This window comes from Pseudomonas vranovensis (assembly GCF_040438935.1).
GTDB classification, from domain to species: Bacteria; Pseudomonadota; Gammaproteobacteria; order Pseudomonadales; family Pseudomonadaceae; genus Aquipseudomonas; species Aquipseudomonas vranovensis.
In genome coordinates this window covers 3,231,149-3,257,142 of the sequence record NZ_CP159259.1, presented here as the reverse complement: position 1 = coordinate 3,257,142, position 25,994 = coordinate 3,231,149, and the positions used below count along the sequence as shown (strand labels likewise).

The 25,994-nt window shown below is 63.2% G+C and carries 28 protein-coding genes; 19 read left to right on the top strand and 9 right to left on the bottom strand.

The features are described 5' to 3' along the window. Positions 1-28: 28 nt before the first annotated feature. The 10 genes from ABVN19_RS15135 (at position 29) to ABVN19_RS15090 (ending at position 7,571) form a co-directional block, all read left to right on the top strand. Entirely contained in the window at positions 29-805 is a 777-nt protein-coding gene (locus tag ABVN19_RS15135) for a heme ABC transporter permease (RefSeq protein WP_105641578.1), read from the top strand. Next, positions 802-978 carry a heme exporter protein CcmD gene (gene ccmD / locus ABVN19_RS15130; protein WP_028945460.1) on the top strand — a complete coding sequence of 59 codons (177 nt, stop codon included), beginning with the start codon at positions 802-804 and terminating at the stop codon, positions 976-978. The genes ABVN19_RS15135 and ccmD overlap by 4 nt, the downstream gene beginning before the upstream one ends. Further along, positions 975-1,430, top strand: a complete 456-nt coding sequence (gene ccmE / locus ABVN19_RS15125) for a cytochrome c maturation protein CcmE (RefSeq protein ID WP_028945459.1) — start codon at positions 975-977, stop codon at positions 1,428-1,430. The genes ccmD and ccmE overlap by 4 nt, the downstream gene beginning before the upstream one ends. Before the next feature lie 11 nt (positions 1,431-1,441). After that, positions 1,442-3,415, top strand: coding sequence for a heme lyase CcmF/NrfE family subunit (locus tag ABVN19_RS15120; RefSeq protein WP_177431042.1), 1,974 nt, complete (start codon positions 1,442-1,444; stop codon positions 3,413-3,415). Then, positions 3,412-3,948: a DsbE family thiol:disulfide interchange protein gene (locus ABVN19_RS15115; protein ID WP_028945457.1), complete on the top strand. Its 537-nt coding sequence runs from the start codon at positions 3,412-3,414 to the stop codon at positions 3,946-3,948. Before ABVN19_RS15120 ends, ABVN19_RS15115 begins: the two co-directional genes overlap by 4 nt. Continuing rightward, positions 3,945-4,421 (top strand): cytochrome c-type biogenesis protein, encoded by a 477-nt coding sequence (locus ABVN19_RS15110; RefSeq protein WP_028945456.1) that lies wholly within the window; start codon positions 3,945-3,947, stop codon positions 4,419-4,421. Before ABVN19_RS15115 ends, ABVN19_RS15110 begins: the two co-directional genes overlap by 4 nt. Further along, positions 4,414-5,631: a c-type cytochrome biogenesis protein CcmI gene (gene ccmI, locus ABVN19_RS15105; RefSeq protein WP_105641577.1), complete on the top strand. Its 1,218-nt coding sequence runs from the start codon at positions 4,414-4,416 to the stop codon at positions 5,629-5,631. Before ABVN19_RS15110 ends, ccmI begins: the two co-directional genes overlap by 8 nt. Positions 5,632-5,640: 9 nt before the next feature. Further along, positions 5,641-6,054: a hypothetical protein gene (locus tag ABVN19_RS15100; RefSeq protein ID WP_105641576.1), complete on the top strand. Its 414-nt coding sequence runs from the start codon at positions 5,641-5,643 to the stop codon at positions 6,052-6,054. A gap of 46 nt (positions 6,055-6,100) precedes the next feature. Then, a complete protein-coding gene (locus ABVN19_RS15095) occupies positions 6,101-7,039 on the top strand; it encodes a 2-hydroxyacid dehydrogenase (protein WP_105641575.1) in 939 nt (312 codons plus the stop codon). 124 nt (positions 7,040-7,163) lie between these two features. Continuing rightward, on the top strand, positions 7,164-7,571 hold the full coding sequence (locus tag ABVN19_RS15090; protein ID WP_028945452.1) for a GFA family protein: 408 nt from the start codon (positions 7,164-7,166) through the stop codon (positions 7,569-7,571). Here the strand turns inward: ABVN19_RS15090 and ABVN19_RS15085 are convergent. Continuing rightward, entirely contained in the window at positions 7,564-8,457 is an 894-nt protein-coding gene (locus ABVN19_RS15085) for a LysR substrate-binding domain-containing protein (RefSeq protein ID WP_028945451.1), read from the bottom strand. The genes ABVN19_RS15090 and ABVN19_RS15085 overlap by 8 nt on opposite strands. A 155-nt stretch (positions 8,458-8,612) precedes the next feature. Between ABVN19_RS15085 and ABVN19_RS15080 the strand changes: the two genes are divergently transcribed. The 3 genes from ABVN19_RS15080 (at position 8,613) to ABVN19_RS15070 (ending at position 10,929) form a co-directional block, all read left to right on the top strand. Beyond that, positions 8,613-9,575: a DMT family transporter gene (locus ABVN19_RS15080; protein ID WP_105641574.1), complete on the top strand. Its 963-nt coding sequence runs from the start codon at positions 8,613-8,615 to the stop codon at positions 9,573-9,575. A 142-nt stretch (positions 9,576-9,717) separates the two neighbouring features. Then, complete coding sequence (locus ABVN19_RS15075) at positions 9,718-10,056, top strand: FKBP-type peptidyl-prolyl cis-trans isomerase (protein WP_028945449.1); 339 nt, start codon at positions 9,718-9,720, stop codon at positions 10,054-10,056. Between the two features lie 210 nt (positions 10,057-10,266). Next, positions 10,267-10,929, top strand: a complete 663-nt coding sequence (locus ABVN19_RS15070; RefSeq protein WP_028945448.1) for a hypothetical protein — start codon at positions 10,267-10,269, stop codon at positions 10,927-10,929. A gap of 12 nt (positions 10,930-10,941) precedes the next feature. Here ABVN19_RS15070 and ABVN19_RS15065 read toward each other — a convergent pair whose 3' ends face one another. After that, a complete protein-coding gene (locus ABVN19_RS15065) occupies positions 10,942-11,856 on the bottom strand; it encodes a LysR family transcriptional regulator (protein ID WP_028945447.1) in 915 nt (304 codons plus the stop codon). Positions 11,857-11,962: 106 nt separating this feature from the next. Here ABVN19_RS15065 and ABVN19_RS15060 point away from each other — a divergent pair, with 106 nt between their 5' ends. From ABVN19_RS15060 to ABVN19_RS15050, 3 genes are read left to right on the top strand one after another with little or no spacing between them, the layout of a single operon-like run. Beyond that, positions 11,963-13,204 carry a D-amino acid dehydrogenase gene (locus ABVN19_RS15060; RefSeq protein WP_028945446.1) on the top strand — a complete coding sequence of 414 codons (1,242 nt, stop codon included), beginning with the start codon at positions 11,963-11,965 and terminating at the stop codon, positions 13,202-13,204. Positions 13,205-13,239: 35 nt separating this feature from the next. After that, positions 13,240-13,590 carry a RidA family protein gene (locus ABVN19_RS15055; RefSeq protein ID WP_028945445.1) on the top strand — a complete coding sequence of 117 codons (351 nt, stop codon included), beginning with the start codon at positions 13,240-13,242 and terminating at the stop codon, positions 13,588-13,590. Positions 13,591-13,650: 60 nt separating this feature from the next. Then, on the top strand, positions 13,651-14,520 hold the full coding sequence (locus ABVN19_RS15050; protein ID WP_245219120.1) for a transporter substrate-binding domain-containing protein: 870 nt from the start codon (positions 13,651-13,653) through the stop codon (positions 14,518-14,520). Positions 14,521-14,653: 133 nt separating this feature from the next. Here the strand turns inward: ABVN19_RS15050 and ABVN19_RS15045 are convergent, their stop codons facing one another. Further along, positions 14,654-15,091 (bottom strand): Lrp/AsnC family transcriptional regulator, encoded by a 438-nt coding sequence (locus tag ABVN19_RS15045; RefSeq protein WP_028945443.1) that lies wholly within the window; start codon positions 15,089-15,091, stop codon positions 14,654-14,656. Positions 15,092-15,221: 130 nt separating this feature from the next. On the opposite strand from ABVN19_RS15045, the gene ABVN19_RS15040 reads away from it, so the two are divergent. Continuing rightward, positions 15,222-16,127, top strand: coding sequence for a DMT family transporter (locus ABVN19_RS15040; RefSeq protein WP_028945442.1), 906 nt, complete (start codon positions 15,222-15,224; stop codon positions 16,125-16,127). Here ABVN19_RS15040 and ABVN19_RS15035 read toward each other — a convergent pair. Then, the gene (locus ABVN19_RS15035) at positions 16,114-16,806 is read right to left on the bottom strand and encodes an alpha/beta hydrolase (protein ID WP_105641573.1); all 693 of its coding nucleotides are present in this window, start codon (positions 16,804-16,806) and stop codon (positions 16,114-16,116) included. The two genes, ABVN19_RS15040 and ABVN19_RS15035, sit on opposite strands and share 14 nt — an antisense overlap. 86 nt (positions 16,807-16,892) lie before the next feature. On the opposite strand from ABVN19_RS15035, the gene ABVN19_RS15030 reads away from it, so the two are divergent. Then, entirely contained in the window at positions 16,893-17,807 is a 915-nt protein-coding gene (locus tag ABVN19_RS15030; protein ID WP_028945440.1) for a LysR family transcriptional regulator, read from the top strand. On the opposite strand, the gene ABVN19_RS15025 is transcribed toward ABVN19_RS15030, so the two are convergent. Then, positions 17,716-18,411 (bottom strand): DsbA family protein, encoded by a 696-nt coding sequence (locus tag ABVN19_RS15025; RefSeq protein ID WP_105641572.1) that lies wholly within the window; start codon positions 18,409-18,411, stop codon positions 17,716-17,718. The genes ABVN19_RS15030 and ABVN19_RS15025 overlap by 92 nt on opposite strands. A 149-nt stretch (positions 18,412-18,560) precedes the next feature. Between ABVN19_RS15025 and ABVN19_RS15020 the strand changes: the two genes are divergently transcribed. After that, a complete protein-coding gene (locus ABVN19_RS15020; RefSeq protein WP_105641571.1) occupies positions 18,561-19,523 on the top strand; it encodes a class I SAM-dependent methyltransferase in 963 nt (320 codons plus the stop codon). A 141-nt stretch (positions 19,524-19,664) separates the two neighbouring features. Here the strand turns inward: ABVN19_RS15020 and ABVN19_RS15015 are convergent, their stop codons facing one another. The 4 genes from ABVN19_RS15015 to ABVN19_RS15000 form a co-directional block, all read right to left on the bottom strand. Then, complete coding sequence (locus tag ABVN19_RS15015) at positions 19,665-21,119, bottom strand: PepSY domain-containing protein (RefSeq protein WP_028945438.1); 1,455 nt, start codon at positions 21,117-21,119, stop codon at positions 19,665-19,667. A 10-nt stretch (positions 21,120-21,129) separates the two neighbouring features. Next, positions 21,130-23,298 carry a TonB-dependent receptor gene (locus tag ABVN19_RS15010; protein ID WP_036990289.1) on the bottom strand — a complete coding sequence of 723 codons (2,169 nt, stop codon included), beginning with the start codon at positions 23,296-23,298 and terminating at the stop codon, positions 21,130-21,132. Between the two features lie 99 nt (positions 23,299-23,397). Further along, the gene (locus ABVN19_RS15005) at positions 23,398-23,784 is read right to left on the bottom strand and encodes a DUF2946 domain-containing protein (protein WP_028945436.1); all 387 of its coding nucleotides are present in this window, start codon (positions 23,782-23,784) and stop codon (positions 23,398-23,400) included. A 42-nt stretch (positions 23,785-23,826) separates the two neighbouring features. After that, entirely contained in the window at positions 23,827-25,863 is a 2,037-nt protein-coding gene (locus ABVN19_RS15000) for a mechanosensitive ion channel domain-containing protein (protein WP_105641570.1), read from the bottom strand. Between the last annotated feature and the right edge of the window lie 131 nt (positions 25,864-25,994).

Sequence of the window (25,994 nt, the reverse complement as noted above, 5' to 3'; positions counted from 1 at the left end):
GCCCAGCAAAGACCCTGGATGTACCGTGATGAAGAGCAGCGTAATCAGCTGGACGTGGTTTCATAAACTGGGTTCGCCCAAGTGGTTCTATGCCATCAGTGGCCGCATGCTGCCCTGGCTTGCGGTTGCCGCGATCCTGTTGATTGGCATCGGCGTGATCTGGGGCCTGGCCTTTGCGCCCCAGGACTACCAGCAGGGCAACAGTTTTCGCATCATCTACATCCACGTGCCCGCTGCCATGCTGGCCCAGTCGTGCTATGTGATGCTGGCGGTGGCTGGCGTGGTCGGGCTGGTCTGGAAAATGAAAGTCGCCGACGTCGCCCTGCAGTGCGCCGCGCCCATCGGTGCCTGGATGACCGCCGTGGCGCTGGTTACCGGTGCCATCTGGGGCAAGCCGACCTGGGGCAGTTGGTGGGTCTGGGATGCACGCCTTACGTCGATGCTGATCCTGCTTTTTCTGTACTTCGGTCTTATTGCCCTGGGCCAGGCCATCAGCAATCGTGAGAGCGCGGCCAAGGCCTGCGCCGTGCTGGCCATTGTCGGGGTGATCAACATCCCGATCATCAAGTATTCGGTGGAGTGGTGGAACACCCTGCACCAGGGCGCCACCTTCACCCTGACCGAGAAGCCGGCGATGCCCGCCGAAATGTGGCTGCCGCTGCTGATGACTGTACTGGGCTTCTATTGCTTCTTCGGTGCGGTGCTGCTGTTGCGCATGCGCCTCGAAGTGCTCAAGCGCGAAGCTCGCGCCAGCTGGGTCAAGGAGGAGGTCATGAACTGCCTGGGTCGGGGGATGGCGCGATGAGTTTCGCCTCCTTCAGTGATTTTCTCGCCATGGGCCATCACGGCCTGTATGTCTGGTCGGCCTATGGCATCTGCCTGCTGGTGCTGGCCGTCAACGTTGCCTCGCCCTTGCTGGCACGGCGGCGTTACCTGCAAGAAGAGGCGCGCCGTCTGCGCCGGGAGAGCAACCAGTGAATCCGCAACGCAAGAAGCGTCTGTTCATCATTCTCGGCCTGCTGGCGGGCGTGGGTGTCGCCGTGGGCCTGGCCCTGAGTGCCTTGCAACAGAACATCAACCTGTTCTACACCCCCACCCAGATCGCCAACGGCGAAGCGCCGCTGGACACCCGAATTCGCGCTGGCGGCATGGTCGAAGCCGGCTCGCTGCAGCGCTCGGGCGATTCGCTCGACGTGCGTTTCGTGGTCACCGACTTCAACAAGTCGGTACCGATCACCTACCGCGGTATCCTCCCCGACCTGTTCCGTGAAGGGCAGGGCATCGTCGCCCTGGGCAAGCTCAATGCCGAGGGCGTGGTAGTGGCCGACGAAGTGCTGGCCAAGCATGACGAGAAGTACATGCCGCCTGAAGTGACCAAGGCCCTTCAGGAAAGCGGCCAGGCCGCGACCACCACCGGAGCCAAGCCATGAACGCGGCGCTGATCATTCCTGAACTCGGCCAGTTGGCCATGATCCTGGCGATCTGCTTTGCCGCCGTGCAGGCTTCCGTGCCGCTGCTGGGCGCCTGGCGTGGCGATAGCCTGTGGATGAGCCTGGCAAGGCCTGCGGCCTGGGGCCAGTTCGCCTTCCTGGCGTTTGCTTTCGCCTGCCTGACCCACGCCTTCATGACTGACAACTTCTCGGTCGCCTATGTGGCCAACAACTCCAACAGTGCCTTGCCCTGGTACTTCAAGTTCAGTGCCGTGTGGGGCGCCCACGAAGGTTCGTTGCTGCTGTGGGCGATGATCCTCGGCGGCTGGACCTTCGCCGTGTCGATCTTCTCGCGCCAGTTGCCGCAGGTGATGCTGGCCCGGGTACTGGCCGTGATGGGCATGATCAGCGTCGGCTTCCTGTCGTTCCTGATCGTCACCTCCAACCCCTTCAAGCGCCTGCTGCCACAAGTGCCTACCGATGGCGCCGACCTCAACCCATTGCTGCAGGACATCGGCCTGATCGTTCACCCGCCGATGTTGTACATGGGGTATGTGGGCTTCTCGGTCGCCTTCGCCTTTGCCATCGCCGCCTTGCTCGGGGGGCGCCTGGACGCCGCCTGGGCGCGCTGGTCGCGGCCCTGGACCCTGGTAGCCTGGGCGTTCCTGGGTATCGGTATCACCCTGGGCTCGTGGTGGGCCTACTACGAGCTTGGCTGGGGAGGCTGGTGGTTCTGGGACCCGGTGGAAAACGCCTCGTTCATGCCCTGGCTGGTGGGCACCGCACTGATCCACTCCCTGGCTGTCACTGAAAAACGTGGCGTGTTCAAGAGCTGGACGGTATTGCTGGCCATCGCCGCGTTCTCCCTGAGCCTGCTCGGTACCTTCCTCGTACGTTCCGGGGTGCTGACCTCGGTACATGCCTTTGCCTCGGACCCCGAGCGCGGCGTGTTCATCCTCATATTCCTGCTCTTTGTGGTGGGGGGCTCGCTGACGCTGTTCGCCCTGCGCGCACCGGTGGTCAAGAGCCAGGTCGGGTTTGCCCTGTGGTCCCGTGAAACCCTGCTGTTGGCCAACAACATCGTGCTGGTGGTCGCCGCCTCGATGATCCTGCTCGGCACGCTCTATCCGCTGTTCCTCGACGCGCTGACCGGGGCCAAGCTGTCGGTCGGCCCGCCGTACTTCGACGCGCTGTTCCTGCCGTTGATGGCCTTGCTGATGGTGGTCATGGCCATTGGCGTGATGGTGCGCTGGAAAGACACCCCCACCCAATGGCTGGTCAGCATGCTCACCCCGGTGTTGATCGCCAGTGCCGTGCTGGCCCCCGTCGGTGGCTTGCTGGTCGACGATTTTGACTGGGAAGTGCTGACCACCTTCGCCCTGGCGGCGTGGATCGTGCTGGCCGGCGCCCGCGACATCCTCGACAAGACTCGCCACAAGGGCCTGGTCAAGGGCCTGCGTGGCTTGAGCCGCAGCTACTGGGGCATGCACGTGGCGCACCTGGGCCTGGCGGTGTGCGCCCTGGGCGTGGTGCTGTCGAGCAACAACAGTGCCGAGCGCGACCTGCGCCTGGCACCGGGCGAGTCGGTGGAACTGGCCGGCTATCACTTCACCTTCGAAGGCGCCAAGCACTTCGAGGGGCCGAACTTCACCTCCGACAAAGGCACCGTGCGAGTGGTCAAGGACGGTCGCGAGATCAATGTGCTGCATCCGGAGAAACGCCTGTACACCGTGCAGCAGTCGATGATGACTGAAGCGGGTATCGATGCAGGCTTCACCCGTGACCTCTACGTCGCCCTGGGCGAGCCGCTGGAGAACGGCGCCTGGGCCGTGCGTGTACACGTCAAGCCTTTCGTGCGCTGGATCTGGCTGGGCGGTCTGCTGACCGGTCTTGGCGGGTTGTTGGCGGCAATGGACGGTCGTTATCGAGTCAAGGTCAAAGCCCGCGTGCGTGAAGTGCTGGGCATGTCTGGAGCAACTGCATGAAGCGTTGGATCATGGTGCTGCCGCTGGCGGTGTTTCTGCTGGTGGCGGTGTTTCTCTACCGGGGGCTTTTCCTGGACCCCACCGAGCTGCCGTCGGCAATGATCGGCAAGCCGTTCCCGGCCTTTGCCCTGGCCTCGGTACAGGATGGCAAGCCGCTGACCCAGGCCGACCTGATCGGCAAGCCAGCACTGGTGAACGTCTGGGCCACCTGGTGCCCCTCGTGCAAGGTCGAGCATCCGTACCTGAACAAGCTGGCCGAGCAGGGCGTGGTGATCCACGGGGTCAACTACAAGGACGACAACGCTGCCGCGCTCAAGTGGCTGGCCGAGTTCCACAACCCCTATCAGCTGGATATCCGCGACGAGCAGGGCAGCCTGGGCCTGGACCTTGGGGTGTATGGTGCGCCGGAAACCTTCGTTATCGACGCCAAGGGCATCATCCGCTACAAGCACGTCGGCGTGGTCGATGCCACGGTCTGGCGCGAGCAACTGGCACCGATCTACCAGGGCCTGATCGATGAGGCCAAGCCATGAAGCGCTGGCTGGCAGCTGCTGTACTGGGCCTGAGCCTGGCCGGCGTCACCCAGGCGGCCATCGACACCTATCAGTTTGCCGACGAGGCCGAGCGCGAGCGTTACCACGACCTGACCAAGGAACTGCGCTGCCCCAAGTGCCAGAACCAGGACATCGCCGATTCCAACGCACCGATTGCCGCCGACCTGCGCCGGGAAATCTTCCGCATGCTGGGCGAGGGCAAGAGCAATCAGCAGATCATCGACTTCATGGTCGACCGCTATGGCGACTTCGTTCGCTACAGGCCTGCGCTGACGTCGCGTACCTGGCTGTTGTGGTTCGGCCCGGGCGTGTTGCTGGTGGGCGGTTTCGGCCTGTTGGCCATGATCGTGCGCAAGCGTCGGGCGCAGAGCGCTGCAGAGGCTGTCGACCTTTCCCCCGAGGAGCGTGAGCGCCTCGCCAAATTGCTGGACAAAGAACAGACCCATGACTGATTTCTGGCTTGCTGCAGGCCTGCTGTTGCTGGTGGCCCTGAGCTTTTTGCTGATCCCGGTGTTGCGCGGCCGTCGTGCGCAACTGGAAGAAGACCGCACTGCGTTGAACGTTGCCCTGTACCAGGAACGGGTGGCAGAGCTGACGGCCCAGCAAGCGGCCGGCGTGCTCGATGACGCGCAGTTGGCCAAGGGGCGTGATGAAGCGGCCCGCGAGCTGCTGGACGATACCGAAAATGCCGAACCCCAGCGCCTGGGGCGCCTGGGCAAGCCATTGCCGTTGCTGGCCGCCGTGCTGGTGCCGCTGATGGGCCTGGGCCTGTACCTGCATTTTGGTGCCAGCGAGCAGGTCGAGCTGACCCAGCAATTCGCCAAGGCGCCGCAGTCGATGGAAGAGATGACCGCGCGCCTTGAGCGTGCCGTCGAGGCGCAGCCGGATTCAGCTGAAGGCCTGTACTTCCTCGGTCGCGCCTACATGGCCCAGGATCGCGCCGCCGATGCCGCCAAGGTGTTCGAGCGGGCCGCGACCCTGGCCGGGCGCCAGCCGGAACTGCTGGGGCAGTGGGCCCAGGCCCTGTACTTTGCCAACGACAAACAGTGGACCGAGCAACTGCAAGCGCTGACCGACGAAGCCCTCAAGGCGGACCCGAACGAAGTCACCAGCCTGGGCCTGCTCGGCATTGCCGCGTTCGAGCGCGAGCACTATCAGGAGGCCATCGACTACTGGAACCGCCTGCTGGTGCAACTGCCTGAAGGCGACACCTCGCGCGCAGCCCTGCAGGGCGGCATCGACCGTGCCCAGGACCGGCTGAAGGCGGGCGAGGGCAAAGCCGCATCGCCAGCACCGCAAGCTACGCCGGCCGTTGCCGCCACTGCGCGGCTCAAAGTGCGGGTAGAGCTGGCGGCGGCGCTCAAGGACAAGGTCAAGCCAGACGACACCGTGTTCATCTTTGCCCGCGCAAGTGCTGGTCCACCCATGCCGCTGGCGGCCAAGCGGGTGACAGTGGCCCAATTGCCGATCGAGGTAGAACTGAGTGACAGCGACGCAATGATGCCGAACATGAAACTGTCCAGCTTTCCCGAAGTCCAACTGGTTGCGCGCGTCTCGCGTGCTGGCCAGCCGACCCAGGGTGAGTGGATCGGTCGCAGCAGCCCGCTGGCCAGCAGCACGACTGCCGCACAGCACTTGACCATCGACAGCCCGGACCAGTAAGAGATCACTATGAACAGCATTGCACGCCTTGCCCTTCTTTCCCTGGCCGTTGGCCTGAGTGCGTGTACTGTTCATCAGCCCTCCGAACCCACTGCGCCCCCGATCGAAACCCTGCCCCCGGGGCCAAGCACCAAGCCGACACCGCCGCCCACCACCAAGCCGAGCAAGCCGGTGATCACTCCGGCACCCAAGCCGATGCCGCGCACCTCGGCAAGCTTTGCGCCACCGCCCGGTGGCGCCAGCCACTGGGACCCGCGCCTGGGTGTGTACGTGCTCGAAGGCCAGACCAACACCTTCTACCGCCAACGCACCTACTACCGCTGGAACAACGGCTGGAGCTGGTCGACCAACCTCAACGGCCCCTGGCAGGAAACCGATAGCAGTGGCGTGCCGGGTGGTTTGGGACGGGCTTTTGCCCAGTAACCGGAAGTCCGCATAATGCGCCCTCGCAAACAGTCGGGAGCATGGCATGACACAAACGGTACTGGTGCTGGTAGAAACGGTCGATGACTACCTGCCACTGTTGGAAGACAGCGGCTTTCACCTGATTCGCGCGCCGACCCCAGCCCTGCGCGCCGAAGCCATTGCCCGCCATGGCGGCAAGATCGATGCGGTGCTGACCCGCGGCCCCCTGGGCCTGCATGCCGACGAGATCGGCGCATTGCCCGCCTTGAAAATCATCTGCGTCATCGGCGCCGGCCACGAACAGGTCGACCTGGCCGCGGCGGCTGCTCGCGGCATCACCGTCACCAATGGTGCGGGCGCCAATGCCACGGCAGTGGCCGACCACGCCATGGCCCTGCTGCTGGCAGTGGTGCGCGACATTCCCCGCGCCGATGCCTCTACCCGACGCGGTGAGTGGAACCGGGTCATCAGCCCTTCGGTCAGCGGCAAGCGCCTGGGTATCCTGGGCCTCGGCGCAGTGGGGCTGGCGATCGCCAAGCGTGCGGCGCAAGGGTTCGACATGCACGTCAGCTACCACAACCGTAGCCCGCGCAGCGATGTACCCTACAGCTATTGCGACAGCCCGCTGGCGCTGGCCCAGGCCTCGGACTTTCTGGTCATTGCGACTCCCGGTGGGGCCCATACCCGTCAATTGATCGACAAGCCGGTGCTTGAAGCATTGGGCGCGGACGGCTTTCTGGTGAACATCGCCCGGGCCAGCGTGGTCAATACCATCGATATGGTCGAGGCCTTGCGCAATGGCGTGATCGCCGGCGCAGCACTGGATGTGTTCGACGATGAACCTGCAGTGCCGGATGCCCTGAAAGCCTTGCCCAACACCGTACTCACCCCTCACGTCGCCGGCCAGTCCCCGGATGCCGCGCGCGATACCGTGGCGTTGGTGCTCAAGAACCTGCAGGCCTTCTTCGCCGGCAAACCAGTGCTGACGCCAGTCACCCTGTAGGCGCGACGCTGCGACGTCTCGACTTGCCCCGCGATCGCGATGTGTCAGGCACATGCATCGCGGGGCAAGCCCGGTCCTACCGGTCTACACTTGGCGCCTCACTTCCTTGCGTGGAGCCTCGAACATGTCCTTCGAAAAACACGGAAGCTGCCTGTGTGGCGCCGTCAAACTCAGCGTCAACGTGGAAAAAGCCAGCGTCGATGCCTGCCACTGCAGCATGTGTCGCAAGTGGGCGGGAGGCCCGTTGTTGTCGGTGCATTGCTCGGAACCGGTCACGTTCACCGCCGGGCAACCGGTAATCTACGACTCCTCCGCATGGGCCGAACGCCTGTTTTGCGGGCAGTGCGGCACGCACCTGCTGTATCGGTTGAAGTCCGGCGACTTCGACTCGGTGTCGGTGGGCGTGCTGGACGGTGACACCGACTGGGTCTTCGATCTGCAGGTGTATATCGATGAAAAACCGAGTTACTACTGCTTTGCCAACGACACCAAGACCATGACCGCTGCCGAAGTCGAAGCCCTGTTCAGTTGAGCCCCAGCAGCCAGCCCTGGAACACCTGTGCGGCGGGTGAGCAGGGGGCCTGTTTGTCGTGCACCAGGTAGTCGGCCTGGCCTGTGTGCACGACAAGCGCCGATACCGGGTAGATATCGCCATTGTCGATGCGCTCGCGAACCATGAATTCCCAGCCCAATCCCACGCCCATTCCTTGCAGTACAGCCTCGAACACAAGATTCACCTGGTTGAAGGTCACCGCATCGGCGGGTGCCTTGTAGCGCACACCCTGGTGGGCGAACCAGTCTGGCCAGTCCAGGCAGTTCCAGGCCGAGGCGTCCAGTTGAATCAACGGCAGTGCCTGCAGTTCGCTCAATGAACTGACCGCCGGCAGGCTGCGTTTGACGCTGGCGATGGGGTAGATGGTTTCGTCGAACAGTTTATCGGCATTGAGTGAGCTCCAACGACCATGGCCATAGAGGATGCCGAAGTCGTAGTGGGCAATGTCGCTTTCGCTGATTTCGTTGCTGGCGTGAATATTCACGGTCAGTTCCGGGTGCAGTGCGTTGAAGCGCAGCAGCCGTGGGAACAGCCAGTACTGGGCCACCGCATGGGTGCAGATGACGCTGACATTGCGGCTGCTGTGGCCGGTTTTCAGGCGCAACACATTAGCCAGAAGGCTCTCCAGCATGGGTTCGACAATGCTGTTGAACCCTTCGCCGGCCGCAGTCAGGGCAATGCCTCGGGCGCGGCGCTCGAACAGCACCGCACCGAGGTGATCTTCAAGCACCTTGATCTGCTTGCTCACCGCGCTCTGGGTCAGGTACAGCTCGCTGGCGGCGCGAGTAAAACTGCCGGTGCGCACCACTGCTTCAAAGGCAATCAGGGTGTCCAGCGGGGGCAGGTGACGGGCAAAGCGACTCATGCTGAGGGTCCGGTCCAGGGAATGGCTGCATCATAGAGTCGATGCTTTCACGACGAAAGCCATTCCCCGAAGGAATGGCTGCATGCCGAATGATCTTTTGTCCTGTTTCAGGTCGAGCGGTAGCCTGCGCCCATCATTGAACAGGAGCAGGCAGCGTGAAACAGGGTGTGGCCTATGCCGGTGTAGCCGGGGCGATGTGGGGACTGGTGCTGATGGTGCCGCAATTGTTGCCAGAGTTCAGTCCGGTACTGCTCAGTTGCGCCCGCTTCGTATTGTTCGGGCTGGTGACCCTGGTGCTGGCCATCCCGATGCGCAAGGCCCTTGGCCGCCTGACCCTGCCGGATGTGTGGATGCTGGGACGCCTGGCGCTGATCGGCAACCTGCTGTACTTCATTTGCCTGGTGGCAGCGATCCAGCGGTTGGGTGTGGCGCCAGCGTCGTTGATCGTGGGGGTGCTGCCGTTGACCATTACGCTCTATGGTCGCCACGACAGCGGCGGGGTGGCACTCAAGCAACTGTTCGTGCCTTTGATGCTGATCCTTGCCGGTATGCTTTGCATCAACCTGCAAACCTTCGCCGTCGAGCAAGGGGCACTGGAAGACAAGATCGCCGGCGTGCTCTATGCCCTCGCAGCGCTGGCCTGTTGGACCTGGTACGCCGTACACAACAGCCGTTACCTCAAACAGTGCGGACATTTCGACAGCCACCAATGGTCGGTGCTGTGCGGGGTGATGACCGGTGTGTTCAGCCTGGTGCTGGTGGCCCTCCTTGCACTGTGGCAGCCCGCGCAACTGCAGGTGCAGGTATCGACCGAGCGCTGGTGGCTGTTCTGGGCATACAGCCTGGCCTGCGCGATTTTCGGCTCATGGTTGGCGGCGTTGCTGTGGAATGCCGCGTCCAAGCGTATGCCATTGACCTTAAGCGGCCAATTGATCGTGTTTGAAACCTTGTTCGCCCTGCTGTACGCCTTCATCTGGCGCCAAAGCGGCCCGAACCTGCTGGAAGGCGCAGCCATCGTCCTGGTGATCGGCGGCGTATGCCTGTCGATGCGCCGACACGGCCCGGGTAGGAGCGGCGGTGCGACGTCTCGCCTTGCCCCGCGATGCAATGTAACTTGAATTATCGTGATCGCGGGGCAAACCCGCTCCCACAGGTTTGAGCAAGACCGTTGCTCCCACAGCAAGCTCCACGGCGCTTGCAAACGCTGTTCATTCCTGCGAAAAGGCTGCCATGAAATACAGCGCTCGAACGAGGTAAACCATGAGCAGCGAACTGCAAATCATCGATATCCAGCTCGGCGACGGCAAGGAAGCGGTCAAGGGCGCCCTGATCACCACGCAGTACACAGGGTGGCTCGAAGACGGCACAAAATTCGACTCTTCCTATGATCGCGGCAAGCCATTCCAGTGTGTAATCGGCACTGGCCGTGTCATCAAGGGCTGGGACCAGGGCCTAATGGGCATGAAGGTCGGTGGCAAGCGCAAGCTCGTGGTACCTTCGCACCTGGCCTACGGCGAACGCAGCATGGGCGCGATCACGCCCCACTCGAACCTGACCTTCGAGATCGAGTTGCTGGAAGTCCTGACCCGCGACGATTGATGGCCGTTGGTCTTATTTGTGCAATATCAAGGTATTAAAGTCACTCGTGCTCAGGGTTGAGCGCTCAAGGATCGAACCAAACGGGCTTATCGCACTCTCAGTTAGCCCGCTCCACGGATGGAACGACAGACAGGGATCACCCGCGGCCTCGGCCGCGGTGTGTCACAGGCGGGTCCGCCACATCCCTTTTGCCGTAGAAGAGTTCGCTCCATGAAGTTGTCGATCCTGTTCAAGCGTCACCGCCACGCCGTGTGTTCCCTGGCCCTGCTCGGTGGTGTCACGCTGCTGGCCGTGGAAGCCGTCGAAAGCCGCGCCGAGCCTGTGGATGGCGTCCAGACCCTGGTGTTTCTGCGCCATGCCGAAAAGCCTGGCGAAGGCTTGGGGCAACTCAACTGCCAGGGACTCAATCGTGCGCTGGACCTGGCCACCGTGCTTCCGGAAAAGTTCGGCAAGGCCGACTACGTGTTCGCTGCCAACCCGTCCCGCCATGTGGAAGAGGGCAGCAAGGACGATGCCTACAGCTACATCCGCCCGCTGATGACCATCAGCCCCAGCGCCATCAAGCTCGGGCTGCCGGTGAACATTGACTTCGGTGCCAACGACACCGGTGCGCTTGCCGACGAACTGCTGCAAGACAAATACCGCAACGCCACCGTCTATACCGCCTGGTCCCACGGCTACCTGCCCGAGTTGATCAATACCGTGGCCGGCAAAGCCGTGGGCGAGAAACAGGTCATCACCGAGGACTGGGACGGTGGCGATTTCGACTCGCTCTACGTGCTGACCCTGACCTGGCACAACGGCAAGGCCAGCCTGCTCAGTCGCAACTACAAGCAGGGCCTGAACAACGGTGAGCAGAGCTGCCCGAGCTGATTGCCGGCAGGTTCAGGAACTTTGCAAGGCAGGGACTTTGGCGATCTGCTCGCGGGCGCGCTGGCCAAACAACTGCAGCAAGTCGTCCAGGGTGTGCGGATGGCTTTCATTGACGCGCGTGAGTGCGTACAGGGTGATTGGCAGGGGCGGATTCAACGGACGTACCAGGGTGTGTTTTGAGCCCAGGGCAGTGAACGGGTCGATCAATGCCAGCCCGGCGCCTGACTCGACCATGGCCCGGGCCAGTGAGTAGGTCTGCACGCGTATGCCAATGCGCGGCGCAGGTTCCAGATTCTTCAGGTAGCTGCCCACCTGCGCCGCCAGCGGGTCGCTGCTGCTCAAACCGATCAGCGGTGCGCCGGCCAGTGCTTCGACCGACAGCGGTACGCCCTGGCTTTCTTCGGCCCAGTAACCCTTTGGCGCCAGCGCCACCAGCACACCATGAGCCAACGCCTGGGCGTTTAGCCCCGGGTGTTCCGGGTGACGCAAGGTCAGGGCGACGTCGATCTCGCGCATCAGCAACTGCTGCACCAGCTCGCGACTGTGGTAGCTCGACAGCTCGCATTCGGACTGCGGATGACGTTCGGACCACAGGCTGATCACCGGTGGAAACAGCGACAAGGCCAGGGCCGGCGTCGCGCCGATACGCAAACTCATGCCCGGCTGGCGGCGCAGGCTGGCGGCCAGACGCCGAACCCCTTCGACGCTGTCGCTGACCTTGTCCACTTCGCGTTCCAGGGCCAAGGCCTCGGGCGTGATCTGCAACTTGCCACGCACTCGCAGGAACAGCGGGAATCCCAGCTGAGCCTCGGCGTGCTGGAGAATTTTCGACACTGCCGGCTGCGTCACGTGCAGCAACTGTGCCGCGCCGCTGATCGAGCCGGTCTGGCGGATGGCCTGGAATACTTCGATATGACGCAAGCGCATGGCAATAACCCATAACCTTTGTTTATGGCTGAGCCATTTTTATTCATTATCCAGCGGCTGTCACCGCCCCTAGTCTGAAGGCCTTCGGATTTGTGGATGCAGGCACATGGCACAGCGGGTAACAGTGATCGGCGGCGGCGTCATCGGCCTGGCAACGGCTTACGCCCTGGTACGCGAAGGTTTTGCAGTTGATCTGATCGAGGCGCGCAAGAGCCTGGCCGGTGGCACCAGCTACGCCAATGGCGGGCAATTGTCCTACCGCTACGTATCGCCGCTGGCCGATGCCGGGGTGCCGCTGCAGGCGCTGGGCTGGCTGTTGCGCAGCGACTCGCCGCTCAAGTTGCGTCCGCGCCTGGATCTGGCCCAATGGCGTTGGATGGGGGCGTTCATGGCCGCGTGCCGCAGCTCGGTCAACCGCACCAATGCCGCTCACCTGTTGCGCCTGGCCCTGCACAGCCAGGCCACTCTGGCTCACTGGCGTGAGGAAGACCAACTGGGCGGTTTCGCTTGGCGGCGCAATGGCAAGTTGGTGACTTTTCGCAACCCGGCCAGTTTTGCCCATGCCCGCCATCATCTGCTCGATCCCCAGGGGCAGCAGGTGCTCGATGCTGTCGGCATCGCCGCACTGGAACCGGCACTGGCCGATGCTCCCTTCATCGGCGGGGTGTACACCGCCGATGAAGAAGTCGCCGACTGTCATCGTTTTTGCCTGGCCCTGGCCGAACGCTTGCAGGCCTCAGGGCAGTGCCGCCTGCTGCTGGGCCAGAGCGTCAGTCGAATTCGTCATGCCGATGGTGTGGTCCAGGCGCTGGAGCTGGGCGACCAGGTGGTGCCGGTGGAGCGCCTGGTACTCTGTGCCGGGCACCGTAGCACCCGTCTCGGCCTGCCGGGCCTGCAGGTACCGATCTATCCGCTCAAGGGCTACAGCCTGACCGCGCCGATAAGGGCGGGGCAGCAGGCTCCGGCTGTCAGCATCACCGACTACGACCGCAAGATTGTCTATGCCCGTCTCGAAGACCAACTTCGCGTTGCGGCCATGGTCGATATCGTCGGCTTCGACGAATCGCTGGACCCTGCGCGGTTGGCCAGCATGCGCCAGCTGGCGGTCAGTACCTTGCCCCATGCCGCTGACTATGCGCATGCCCGGGAATGGGCCGGCATGCGCCCGGCAACGCCCAGTGGCGTGCCCCTGCTGGGGGCCACCCGCTACCGCAACCTCTGGCTCAATCTCGGCCATGGCGCCCTCGGCTTTACCCTGGCGTGTGCCAGTGGCGCATTACTGGCCGAACTGATCAGCGGCCGCGCGCCGTCGATCGACTTGCACGGCCTGTCCCCTCGGGCTGCCTGACCTGTAGAAAAACAACAATCGCAAGGAGTGTCCTGATGTCGATAACCCGTTTGCACAGTAACGAGCGCTTGAGCGCCGCCGCCCTGTTTGGGCAATTGGTGTTCCTCTCCGGCCAGGTACCCACCCAGGCCCGCGACATCCGCGAGCAGACCCAGGAGGTGCTGGACAAGATCGACGCCCTGCTCGCCGAGTCGGGCAGCGACAAGCGCCAGTTGCTCAGCGCCACCATTTACCTCAAGGACATTGCCACCGACTTCGAGGCGATGAACGATGTCTGGTCGGCCTGGCTCGCACCTGGTCATGTACCGACCCGCACCACCGTGCAGGCCGAACTGGCGCGCCCGAGTGTGCGCGTGGAAATTACTGTGACTGCCGTGCGCGGCTAGGAGGTCATCATGTTCAAACCTGCCCTGATTGCCCTGTCGCTGCTGTTTGCACATTCTGCGATGGCCGACACCCCACCCCTCACTGGCACAATGAAAAAAATCGCTGATTCCGGGCGCATCACCCTGGGCTATCGCGACTCATCCATTCCTTTTTCTTACATTGGCGACAACAGTGGCAAGCCCATGGGCTACTCGGTCGACCTGGCCGGTGAAATCGTCAAACACCTGCAGACCAAGCTGGCAGTGCCTGAATTGAAAGTGCGCTACAACCTGGTGACCTCGCAGACACGCATCCCATTGGTTCAGAACGGCACCGTCGACCTGGAGTGCGGTACCACCGGCGTTACCGCAGAGCGTGCCAAACAGGTGGATTTCTCCTACGGCTTCATCTTCGTCAAAGGCCAGTTGCTGACCAATAAAGACAGTGGCATCCACAGCCTGGACGACTTGAAGGGCAAGAACGTCGTGAGTACCGCAGGCACCACCAACGAAAAGTACCTGAAGAACTACAACCTCGAACACAAGCTGGGGGCTTCGGTCATCAGCGCCAAGGACCATGGCGAGGCGTTCAAGATGCTGGAGACCGGTCGCGCGGCTGCGTTCTACATGGACGATGCGTTGCTCTACGGTGAACGGGCCAAGGCGCGCAACCCGCATGACTGGGTAGTGGTGGGGGAGGCGCAGTCCCAGGAAATCTACAGTTGCATGGTGCGCAAGGGGGATACGCAGCTGCTGACACTGGTCAACGAAGCGCTGGCGGATGTATACCGCAGCGGCAAGATCGATGGCATCTACAAACGCTGGTTCGAGCAACCGATCCCGCCAAACGGGTTGAACCTGGAGTTCCCGATGACCAGTGAGCTCAAGGGGCTGATTGCCAAGCCGTCGAGTGAGCCGGTAGAAGCGGGCTCACGCCTCGATGCAATGTGACTGGCTGAGGCAATCGCGCAACACCTGGCGACCGCTGCGCAGTCGATCGAAACCATTGCAGCACAGGCCGGCGTAGCCGCTGGCGACAGCCTGCGATCGGTCGCGCAGCGGCCGTGGTTCGTGCCCCAAGGGGCTACGCCATCGGCGGCAACCGGCGCTTCACCGGCGTTTTCTTCACAATCGCCGTGTTGGTTTCGGCATGGCTGTTGAGCTTGTCGAGAACCGTGTCGAGTTCTTCCATCGAACGCACATGCAAGCGCGCGATAAAGCAGTCATCCCCGGTCACCTTGTCACATTCGGTGAACTCGGGGATGGCCATGATCTGGCGCTCTACTTCCTGCAACTGCCCCGGCAATGGTCGCACCCGGACGATGGCTTGCAGCTGGTAGCCAAAACAGCGCGGGTCGATTTCTACCGTGTAGCCTTTGAGCACGCCGCGCTCTTCCAGGCGACGCAGGCGTTCGCTGACGCTGGGTGATGACAGCCCGCTCAGTTGTGCCAGGGCCTTGAGCGAGCGCCGGGAGTCTTCCATCAGCGCTTTTATCAATACCTGGTCAATATCGTCGGTCATAGTGGCCTCGTTAGGCGGATTTAGAAATCTGCCTTGATAGTAAAGGTAGATTTTCAGCTTAGCCTGTTTTATCCACTGGAACCGCCCCGTCGCGCTGGTGATAATTTGCCCATCGTCAAGGAGGTGGGTGATGGACAGTTCAATACGCCGTGGGTCGTTCGAGATGGTCGCCGCGATGCTGATTTCGGGGACCATCGGCTGGTTTGTGCTGGTGTCCGGGCAACCGGTGCTGGATGTGGTGTTCTGGCGTTGCGTGTTCGGGGCCGGTACGTTGCTGTTGATCTGCCTGGCCATGGGTTTTCTCAAGCCGGGTATCCTGACCCGCGTCACCTTCGCCCTGGCGGTTCTCAGTGGGGTGGCGATCGTGGGCAACTGGGTGTTGTTGTTTGCCTCCTATTCTCGCGCATCGATCGCCATCGGCACGGCGGTGTACAACGTCCAGCCATTCATGCTGGTGGGGCTGGCGGCGGTGTTCCTCGGCGAGAAGATCACGCTGCAGAAGCTGTTCTGGCTGGCGTTGTCGTTTCTCGGGATGCTGGCGATCGTCAGTGCCCATGGCAGCCAGGGCGGCAGCGGCAATGAGTATTTGCTGGGCATTGGCCTGGCGCTTGGCGCAGCGTTTCTCTATGCCGTGGCGGCGTTGATCATCAAGCGCTTGAGCGGTACACCGCCACATCTGATTGCGCTGGTCCAGGTATGCACCGGCATCTTGCTGCTGGCGCCCTGGGCCAACACGTCGGGCCTGCCCAGCGAAGCCGGTGAGCTGGGCTCGTTGATCACGCTGGGGATTGTCCACACCGGGGTGATGTATGTGCTGCTGTACGGCGCAATCCAGAAGCTGCCGACCGCCTTGACCGGGGCCTTGTCGTTCATCTACCCGATCGCGGCGATCTTCGTCGACTGGTTCGCCTTTGGCCATCGCCTGGAGCCGCTGCAATGGCTGGGTGTGGCGGCGATCCTGCTGGCGGCGGCTGGCATGCAGCAGGGGTGGTGGTTCAAGCCAGCGGCCAAGGCGGCTGCGGTCAAGCCAGACTGAGTGCGGCGCGGTCGATCAGGGCGGCCACTTCGGCGGCCCTGGAGACCAGTGACGCATGGCTGGCCTCCAGGTTGAGTGTTTCTTTGGGCTTCGTGCGTTCAGCCATGAAGGCCTGGTTGTCGGGGTGAATCATGCGGTCGTGGGTCGAGCGCTGATACCAGCAAGGCTTGTGCTTCCACGCGGGGTTGCTGATGGTGTCGGCAAAGGTGCTGGCCAGCGGCGCCTTCTGGGTGACGCTCATGACCAGTCCTTCATCCTTGCTCAGGTCCTGGCAGAAGCTTTCGTGAAGTTTGTCGGGCTTGATCCACAGGTAGCCGTCGGTGTCCGGTTGCAGGTTGGCCGCCGCTTCAGGTGGATTGTTACCGGTGATGCTGCCCGGGCTTTCGCCGTCATCGGGGGCGAAAGCGGCGATGTACACAAGGCCGGCGACATTGGGCTGGTTGCCCATTTGGGTAATGACCGCGCCGCCATAGGAGTGGCCGACCAGCAGTACCGTGCCGGGAATCGAGGCGACCATCTTGCGCGTGCGTTCGGCATCGTCGGCCAGCGAGGTGAGGGGCATTTCCACGGCGTGCAGGTCGCGGTGACCCAGGCGTGACAGTTCGAGGATGACCTTGCTCCAGTGGTCGGCACCGCCCCAGAAGCCGTGAACCAGAACTATGGTGGGTTTCTCGCTCATGATCGTTGCCCGGCAAAAGTGGTGGGAGTGGTAGTTTAGGTGCATTTGCCAGACACCGACGGCTGGCGATCGACAGGGAGGTCATGATGTTTTCAAGGATCAGTCTCGACCAGTGGCGCGCGTTCGTGGCTACGGTGGAATGCGGGGGCTTTCAGCAGGCGGGCGAGCACTTGTTCAAGTCGCAGTCGGCGATCAGCCACGCGGTCAATCGTATGGAGGCGCTGCTCGATCAGGAACTGTTCATCATCGAAGGCCGCAAGGCGGTGTTGACGCCCCTGGGCGAGGCACTGCTGCCCCAGGCCAAGCACTTGCTGGGCGCTGCGCACAAGCTTGAGCAACTGGCCAACCAGTATCAGCCGGGCCTGTTTGCCGAACAGGGGGTGGCGGTGGATGTGCTGTTCCCGTTCGAATTGCTGCAGCAAGCGCTGCATGAGTTCTCTTCGACATTCGCCCATCACCGTATCCGCCTGTATGAAACAGCGTTGTCCGGGGCCGCTGAATTGCTGGAGGACGGCAAGGTGGAGCTGGGTGTCGCCAGCAGTTTGCCGGCGGGCTACGTTCAGGAATTCTTGATCAGCGTGCCGCTGATCTGCGTGGTGGCCGTCGGGCATCCGTTGGCGGCAGCGCAGGGTGAGGTGAGCCTGGACGCGATGAAGGCCCACCGGCAAGTGGTGATTCGTGACTCCGGCGCGCGCCACGTACAGAACAGCGGCTGGCTCGGCACCTCCCAGCGCTGGACCGTCAGCAGCCTGGCCGCAGCCAGTTCGTTGGTCGAGCGTGGCCTGGGGTTTGCCTGGCTACCCAGGCATGCCATTGCCCGGGAACTGGCTGAAGGGCGCTTACGCCCTGTGCCACTGCAGCATCAGCGTGAGCGCGAGGTGCCGATGTACCTGGGGTATGCCGACGTGTTCAGGCACAACCCCGAGGTGCAGGCGATGGTGCTGATCCTGCGTCAGTTGTGTGCCCAGCAGGCTGGTCGAGGTGCGAGCGAATCTGGGTGAGCGCTTGACGCAACTGCTCAACGCCCACGGCGCCGGCAATCACATACCGCTCGGCCACTACCAGCGAAGGTACCGAGCGGATATTCAGGCCTCGTCCAAGTTGCAGGTCGCGGTCGAGCAAGGCGGGTGCCTGATACTGCAGGCTGTGGTGGAACGCCTGGGGGGCGAAGCCAGCTTCAGCGGCAATGGCCACCACGGTGTCCGGGTCGCCGATGTTGCGACTGTGCACCAGGTGCGCCGCCTGCAATCGGTCGAACAGCAACCCATGGGCGCTGTTGCCACCCAACGCATGAGCGGCCTGGCAGGCCCGGGCGGCGAGCAGGCCGTTGGGGTACTCGAAACGTTGCTGGCGCATGCCTTCGATGTTGATGCGTTTTACATCCTCGGCTTCGGCACAGGATTGCCAGTGGCCGAGAATGGTCTGTTTGGCCTGGACCATCGAGCCGAAGCGCTCGATCATTTCGTCGCGGCTCGATTGCAGGATGAAGCTGCGGTGCTGGATATCCAGATCGAGTTCGCGCTGCAGTAGCTTGAGTTGCGGGGCAAGCACAAAGCACCAGCCACAGACAACGTCGTGGAAGAACTCGACTTTCAAGGAAGACATGGCAGTGACCCGTTGCTGAAGGGGAGGCGGGTACTATCGCCAGTGCCAGCGGTCGAAAAAAAGCGACAAAAATACGGGTTATCGGCGCACTTCTTTCATGGGTGAACGGGCAGGGTAGAATAGGCCGCTTTACGCCATCGACTTTGCCCATGACTTCTGTGATCGACACCCTCCAGCACCACCTGCTCGCGGCCCTTGACCCGGCGCCGACAGAAACCCGACGGCTGTTTCATGGCCGCGGCCGGTGCTGGCCGGGGCTTGAGCAGATCACCGTGGATTGGTTGCAGGGCGTGTTGCTGGTGTCGCTGTTTCGCGAGCCGCCCGAGGGGCAGTTGCAGGCGCTGGAGCAGATGCTGCTGGCACTGGCTGAAGCGCCTTGCTGGGCAGGGCAGGCGATCCTGATCCAGCACCGTTACCTGCCCGACAGCCCGGGCCACTGGTTGCTGGGCACGCCCAGCGAGCACTGGCTGATCGACGAAGATGGCCTTCGCTACCAGCTGGACCTGGGCGTCAAGCAGAACACCGGCCTGTTCCTCGACATGCGCTACGGCCGCCGCTGGGTGCGTGAGCGGGCGGCCGGCAAGCGGGTGCTCAACCTGTTCGCCTACACCTGCGGGTTTTCCGTGGCGGCGGTTGCCGGCGGTGCCGAGCACGTGGTCAACCTGGACATGGCGCGCTCGGCCCTGAGCCGGGGGCGGGACAACCATCGGCACAATGGCCATGATCTGTCGCGGGTGAGCTTTCTGGGGCATGAGCTGTTCAAGTCGTGGGGCAAGGTGCGCAAGTCCGGGCCTTATGACCTGATCATCATCGACCCGCCCACCTTTCAGAAAGGCAGCTTTGTGTTGACCCAGGACTACCGCAAGATCCTGCGCCGTTTACCGGAACTGTTGAGTGAGTCGGGGACGGTCCTGGCGTGTGTGAACGATCCGGGGATCGGGCCTGAGTTCCTGATCGAGGGCATGGCGCACGAGGCGCCGGCCCTGACTTTCGTGGAGCGCGTGGCCAATGCGCCGGAATTCCCGGACGTCGATCCGGCCGGCGGACTCAAGGCAATGGTTTTTGCAGGAGCGGCGGTGCGACGTCTCGATTTGCCCCACGATGTGACGTAACTTTCAGTTCGCTAGCGCCACCCTTGCGACGGCTGCGCAGTCGATCGCAGCCTCGTTCCTCGGCAGCGGCTACAGAATGCCCGGTAGCCGCTGGCGACAGCCTGCGATCGGCCGCGCAGCGGTGGGGTATTCAGGATACTCCTACCGCAGCCTGCGCCAGCCCAGCACGATACCGCTGACACTGATCACCAGCCCGCCGATGCTGAGCACTATCATCCACACATCCCAGAGTGGCCTTCGCTCCAGCAACGGCAGCCAGTCCCAGCTGTGCAGCAAGGCAAACAGCCAGCGTGACGCCCGCCTGGGCTGGTCCATCACCCCGAGCAGTTCGCCGGTGTACAGGTCCAGGTGCAGCCAGCTCTGCTGCGGGTCGTCAAACCGTACTCGCAGCACCGGCAAGCGTTTGTCCAGGTGCCCGAGCATGCTCTGTTCGGCCCGTGCGTAATAGTAGAAGTCGTAGGTGTCGAGTTGTTCGCTGTGCATTTTCACCGCCGGCAGCACCGCCTGGGCAGCACGATCCAGTACTGCCTTCGGCAAGCGCCCAAGCACTTCCCCGTCGGCTAGCAGCCGGGTGCGGCCGGCACCGTCATGCCCCACCAGATACCCCGTTCCCCCGATCAACCGCCACTCCAGCTCCCGTACTGCAAAGCCTTCATCGGCAAAGCGCGCGATCGCCTGCTGCGCCGACTCCGGGAAGGCTTCGGCCTTCAGTACCCCGCCTTGATAGGCAGCGGTATTCAGCGGCGCCGCGCTACTGAACACCCGCCACGGGTTCATCGACATCAAGCCGCTGAAGATCCAGGTGATCGCCAGCACGCCGAACAGCAAGCCACCGATATGATGCCAGCGGGCAAAGCCTCGGTAGGGCGAGCGCGAGCCGCTGCGGTAGGGCTTGCGCAACCGCCAGCGCAACACGCCGATCACCGTGCCCAGCAGTGCCATGAAGGTAGCGCCCAGCGACAGGTAGATCACCAGGTTGCTCCACAGCCCGTCCAGGCCGATGCCGCGCAGCGGGTACAGCCAGTGCAGCCAGGCACCGACCAGGTTCCAGCCACGCTCTACGGCGCTGGCATCGCGCACCACTGCGCCGGTCTGACCGGAGACATAGAGCAGAGTGCCTTCGGCATCGTCGAGTTGCACGCGCTGTAGCGGACGATCGGCATCCAGGGCCCGGGAGTGCGTCCACAGGTCTTCCTGCACCAGGCCGCGGTAGCGCGCTGGCGCCAGTGGGTCGTATTGATGGGCGCTGGCCACGGCCTGGTTGTGATCGGTCGGCCCCAGGCGCCGGCCCGTGCGAGCATCCACGGCCACATTGCTGCCACCGCTGTAGCTGAGCAAGTAGCGCGGCGTACCAGCCACGGTGCTCAAACGGATGCTCGATGGGCTCCGGTCCGGGTCGGCGGCAGCCAGGGCGCTGCCCAGGTCGACACAGCAGCCCTGCAGGTCGAGCACCGGCAGGTGCGCGAGGTGTTCCCGGGGGGTCAGCTTGGGATAGCCGACATAAAGCATGACCACGCCCGAGAAGAACCACAGGGCCATGAACAGGCACAGTCCGATGCCGAGCCAACGGTGCCACAGGTACAGGTAGCGTTTCATCGCGGGCGTCCTAGAAGCGCGTCTGCACGGCCAGCTCCAGGGAGCGCGGGGCACCCAGGTAGAGCATGCTGGCGCTGGTCCAGCGGGCATAGACTTCGTCGGTCAGGTTGCGCACCCGGGCGGTGATGCGGGTGTCGGTGTCGACCTTGTAGCCGACAAAGGCACCAAACACCGTGTAGGACGGCGCATGCCGGGTGTTGGCTGCGTCGGCGTACACCGACGACACATAGCGACTGTCGCCACCCACTTGCCAGTTGGGGTCGATGTCGTAGGTCAGCCACAGGTTGGCCACGCGCTCGGGAATGTTGGTCGGGGTGTTGCCCTTGCGCGACACGCTGGTGCCACCGACGTTCTCGTTGAACTCATCGTACTGGGCATCGACGTAGGCGAGGTTGCCCTCGGCCAGCAGCTGCGGGGTCACGCGCAACGAGCCCGCAAGCTCGACGCCGCGCGACGACTGCTTGCCCACTGGCTGGGTGAAGCCAGGGTTGGCCGGGTCGGCTGTGGCGAGGTTCTTGCGCTCGATATGGTAGGCAGCAAGGGTGGCGGCGCCACGGCCGTCGAGAAAGTCGAACTTGCTGCCCACCTCGACCTGCTTGCCGGTACTCAGGTCGAAGTCGCGTACCTGGGCGAAGGTGGCGGTGGTGAGGATGCCGGCGGGTGGGTCGGCGGCGGTGCTGTACTGCACGTAGACGTTGGCGGCCGGGGTCAGTTGGTAGACCAGGCCGACTCGCCCGGTGGTGGGCTCGTAGGTCTGCTTGAAGTCCAGCGGGTTGTTGGCGTCGACAGTGCGGTAGTTGTGGACCTCAAGGTCGATATGGTCGTAGCGCAGGCCGGTCAGCAGCGACAGGCGCTCGGTCAGTTGCAGGCGGTTTTCCAGGAACGCCGCCCAGGTGTCCACGGTGTTCTGGCGGTTTTTCTGGTAGCCCGGGACCATGCCGTTGAGGTCGTAGAAGTGACCGGGGTCGAAGTGCGCAGGGTCGACGCTGTCGAACACCCCGGTGACTGAGCGCGGGTAGTTCATCTGCACGTTGTGGCTGTAGTCCAGCCCGGCTGACCACTGGCTGTTCATGCCCAGCAACTGGCCCTGGTGCAGCAGCTCGAAGCGGTTGCCGTTGAGCTCCTGGTCGTGGCGCTGCAGCAAGGCATTGGAGCGGTTCACGTGGCTGTTGTCGGCGGTGTAGGCATAGGTTTCAAGGTTTCGGAAGTTACGCTCGGTGTTGTAGTGGTAGAGGGTATTGCGCACCGAGGTGTCGTCGTTGAAGCGGTACTCGGTGATCGAGCGCAGCCAGCGCACCCGCTGCTCGTAGCGGCCATCCTCGACGTTGTAGTTCTCGAAGCGCCGGCTTTCGTCGACCTTCATTTCCCCGCCCAGTGGGTTGAGCACCGGGCTGCCCCAGTAGGGGCTGTCGACGGTCTCGTTCTGGTATTCCAGGGCCAGGGTGTGGGAGAGCTGATCGTTGATGTCGGTGAGCAGCGAGAACGCCATGCTCCAGGCATCGCGCTCCTCGCGGTCGACGTAGCCGTTGCTGTGGGTATGGCTGAAGTCCAGGCGCGCGTAGTTGCGGATGCCGTCGCCTTCGTTCAAGGCATGGTTGAAGCCGAACGAGGTTTCGCTGCTGTCGTAGGAACCGTACTTGATGCGGCCTTCGTTGAAGTTTTCGTCACGGCTGGCGAGCTTGGTGATGTAGTTGATCGAACCACCCACGGCACCGGCGCCGAACAGGAAGCTCGATGGGCCGCCAATGGCTTCGACACGGTCGTAGATCCAGCTGTCTACCGGGCGTGCGGCAATCGAGTCGTACTGCACGCTGATGCCGTTGAACAGCTGAGTGATCTGCGCCCCGGAAAAGCCCCGGTAGGCCACCGAGCCTGCAGAGCCGGGTGGCGAGGCGGCGGTCATGCCAGGCACGCCGTTGAGGGCGTCCTGGGTGGTCTGGGCGCCGCGTTGCTCGAGCTGATGTCGGTTGACGATGTTTACCGAGGCCGGGGTTTCCCGCGGGGTCAGGCCCAGGCGCGAACCGGTTTGTGAAGGGGTGTCGAGCAGTACGCCGTCTTCGCTGTCGGCGCGGCCTTCGATACGCACATCAGGCAGGGTCAGTTGGGCCTCGGCCGAGGCATTCATGGACAGCGCGCAGAGCAGCGCCGCGCAACCGGAAAGGCGATAGGAGTTGGGCATTTGTCGAACTCTGGAAATTGAGCCAGCGGCCAGCGGCACCTGTGGGTCAGGTACGGCAATGAGGCCGATTACAGGCAGCCGCACGGGCGGCCAGGTGGTTCAAGCCAGAAAGGGGGAGGCGCGGGGGTTGGCGGCAGGCCAGCAATAGCGGGGTGGCGCCTTGCTGCGCAGTTCACGGTGATAGCGGCGGATACGCGCGGCGGCCAGCAGCCAGCCGATGACCAGCACCAGGCCCAGGCACACCACAGCTGCAGCGCACACCGGGCAGGTTTGCAGGCTGTCCCAGCCGGCGACCGATTGATCGCCGAAATCGCTCTTGAAGGTTGGGCCCGCTGAGCCCATGGCCGAGCAGAAGGCGCCGCCGATGCCGTTGAGCTTGAGGCCCATCATTTGCCCATGACCGATACCGCAGGCGAACAGATTGAACAGGACACAGAAATACAGGGTCCAGGCAATCAGCGGGCGGTGGGCGCGGGTGGGGTTCATGGGCGCGACTTTATCACCGATGTCAGGGGCTAGAAAGATCAATCAGGCCTGTCCTTCGCCTCGGCCGGGCGGGGCTGGATAGTACTGAGCAAAGCTGACGTCATCGGTTTCGTCCACGCGCTTTTTCAGGCGTTCGTTGAAGGCCCGGTTGACCGCGTACTGGCCGCCGGAGCTGGTACGAAACTGCGCGGTAAGGGTGATGCCGTTGAGGTTCATGCTGTCGACCCCGAACACCTGCAGCGGCCCTTGCAGGCTGTGGCGCAGCATCGGGTCTTCGCTGATCGAGTGGCCCACTTCGCGGATCAGTTTCAAGGCGCTGTCGACGTTGGTGGCGTAGCTGAACTGTACGGAGAAAAACGCATAGGCGAACTGCCGCGACTGGTTGGTGACTGCCTTGATCTGGCCGAACGGCACCGAGTGTACGAAGCCCTTGCCGTCGCGCAGGCGCAGGGTGCGGATGGTCAGGCTTTCGACAGTGCCGGCGTGGCCGGAGTCGAGCACCACCCAGTCGCCGATGGCGATGGTGTCTTCGATGAGGATGAACAGGCCGGTGATCACATCCTGCACCAGTTGCTGGGAGCCGAAGCCGATGGCCAGGCCCACCACGCCGGCACCGGCCAGCAGCGGAGCGACGTTGATGCCCAGGTTGGCCATGGTGGTGATGGTGCAGATCACCACCAGGATGATTTTGATGGCGTTGCGCAGCATCGGCAGGATAGTGCGCACCCGGGTGCTGGGTTGGCGCGAGGCTCGGCGTCCGACGGTGGGCTTGAGCGCTTCCTGGATGGCGGTGTCGATCACTACCCACAGCAGCCAGGTCACCAGCAGGATCAGGCCAATGCTGCTCAACGAATCGCTGATGGCCCGGCCCAGGCGGTTGCGCAGGGCGAAATCGAGTACGGAGAAGCCCCAGATACGCCCCAGCAGCTCGATGAAGGCCACTGCCATGGCGATGCGCAGCAGTGCATAGGCCAGGTTGCGCAGCAGTTCCTTGTAGGGCCGCAGGCGCTGCCTGGCGTCCTGCTCCTGGTGGATGAACATGCGCTGCAGGACGGTGCTGAGGAACACTGTGCCGATCAGCAGGATCGAGGTCAGCAGGGCCTTTTGCAGGGCGCGCTGGCTTTCTTCGCCGGCGCCGATCAGGTGGATGGCCGAGACCAGAATCATCATCAGGATCGGCAGGAACCACAGTGCCGAGAAAATGCGCAGGGTTTCCTGTACCGCACGGTGTTCCAGGCGGTCGGGCAAGGCGCGGTTGCGGATCAGGTGCGCGACCGGGCGGCGCAGCTTGAGCACCAGCACTGCGAACGCCAGGGTTGCCAGCAGGCCGGTCACGGCGGCGATGCTGCTGGTGATGTTGCCGCCCAGTTGCCGGGCGATCTGCGGGCTGGTGAGCGCATCGCTCCAGGCCGCCAGGAAGCCGATCAGAAACAGTGGCCGTGGTGCCACCTGGTAGATGATGCGCACTGCAGTGCGCTTGTGCCCGGTGTCGAACAGGGTGATCAGGCAGAGAATGATCGAGGTTGAAAAGGTACCGCTGCTGGTGGCATAGGCCAGGCTCATGCCCAGTGCGCGACCGGCCGAAATAGCCAGAAAGTGGCTGACGTAGAGGGTGATGATCAGGCTGGCCAGGGCGGGCAGGGTGTAGACCAGCAGGTATTTGACCACCTGGCTCGGCCGCGGTCGCTTGCGCAGCAGGCGGGAGCGGCTGCTGCTGAGGGCCAGAAAACGCCCCAGCTGGGTGAGCACGACAAAGGCGATCAGCCAGGTGACGGTGAGAATGGCGAAATCGCGCCACAGTTCCAGGGAGCTCAACCCCGCCGGCTTGGTGACCAACTGATCGACTTCATCGGCGGCGCGGTCGGCGCGCAGGCGCCAGTTGTCGATCAGGTGGTTGTCGACATCCAGCTCCTGGCTGACGTCGTCCAGGCCATCGGCAATCGCGCCCAGCAGGCCACCCTGGACCACCGGTTCGGCGGGTTCAGTGGATTTGTCAGCCTTGGGCAGCAGGGGTACCGCGGCCGCCAACTGGATGCTTAGCAGGGCGCCGAGCAGCAGGGCGAGGAAAGATCGGGTCACTGGGTACTCCTTGAACCGTGGATCACGGAAAGGGTAGTCAATGAACGGATCGTTGGAGGAGCAATCGCGGAGCAGGAGCAACTGTCTTGAGGCACGACCGCTGCTCGGCCGATCGCAGGCTGTCGCCAGCG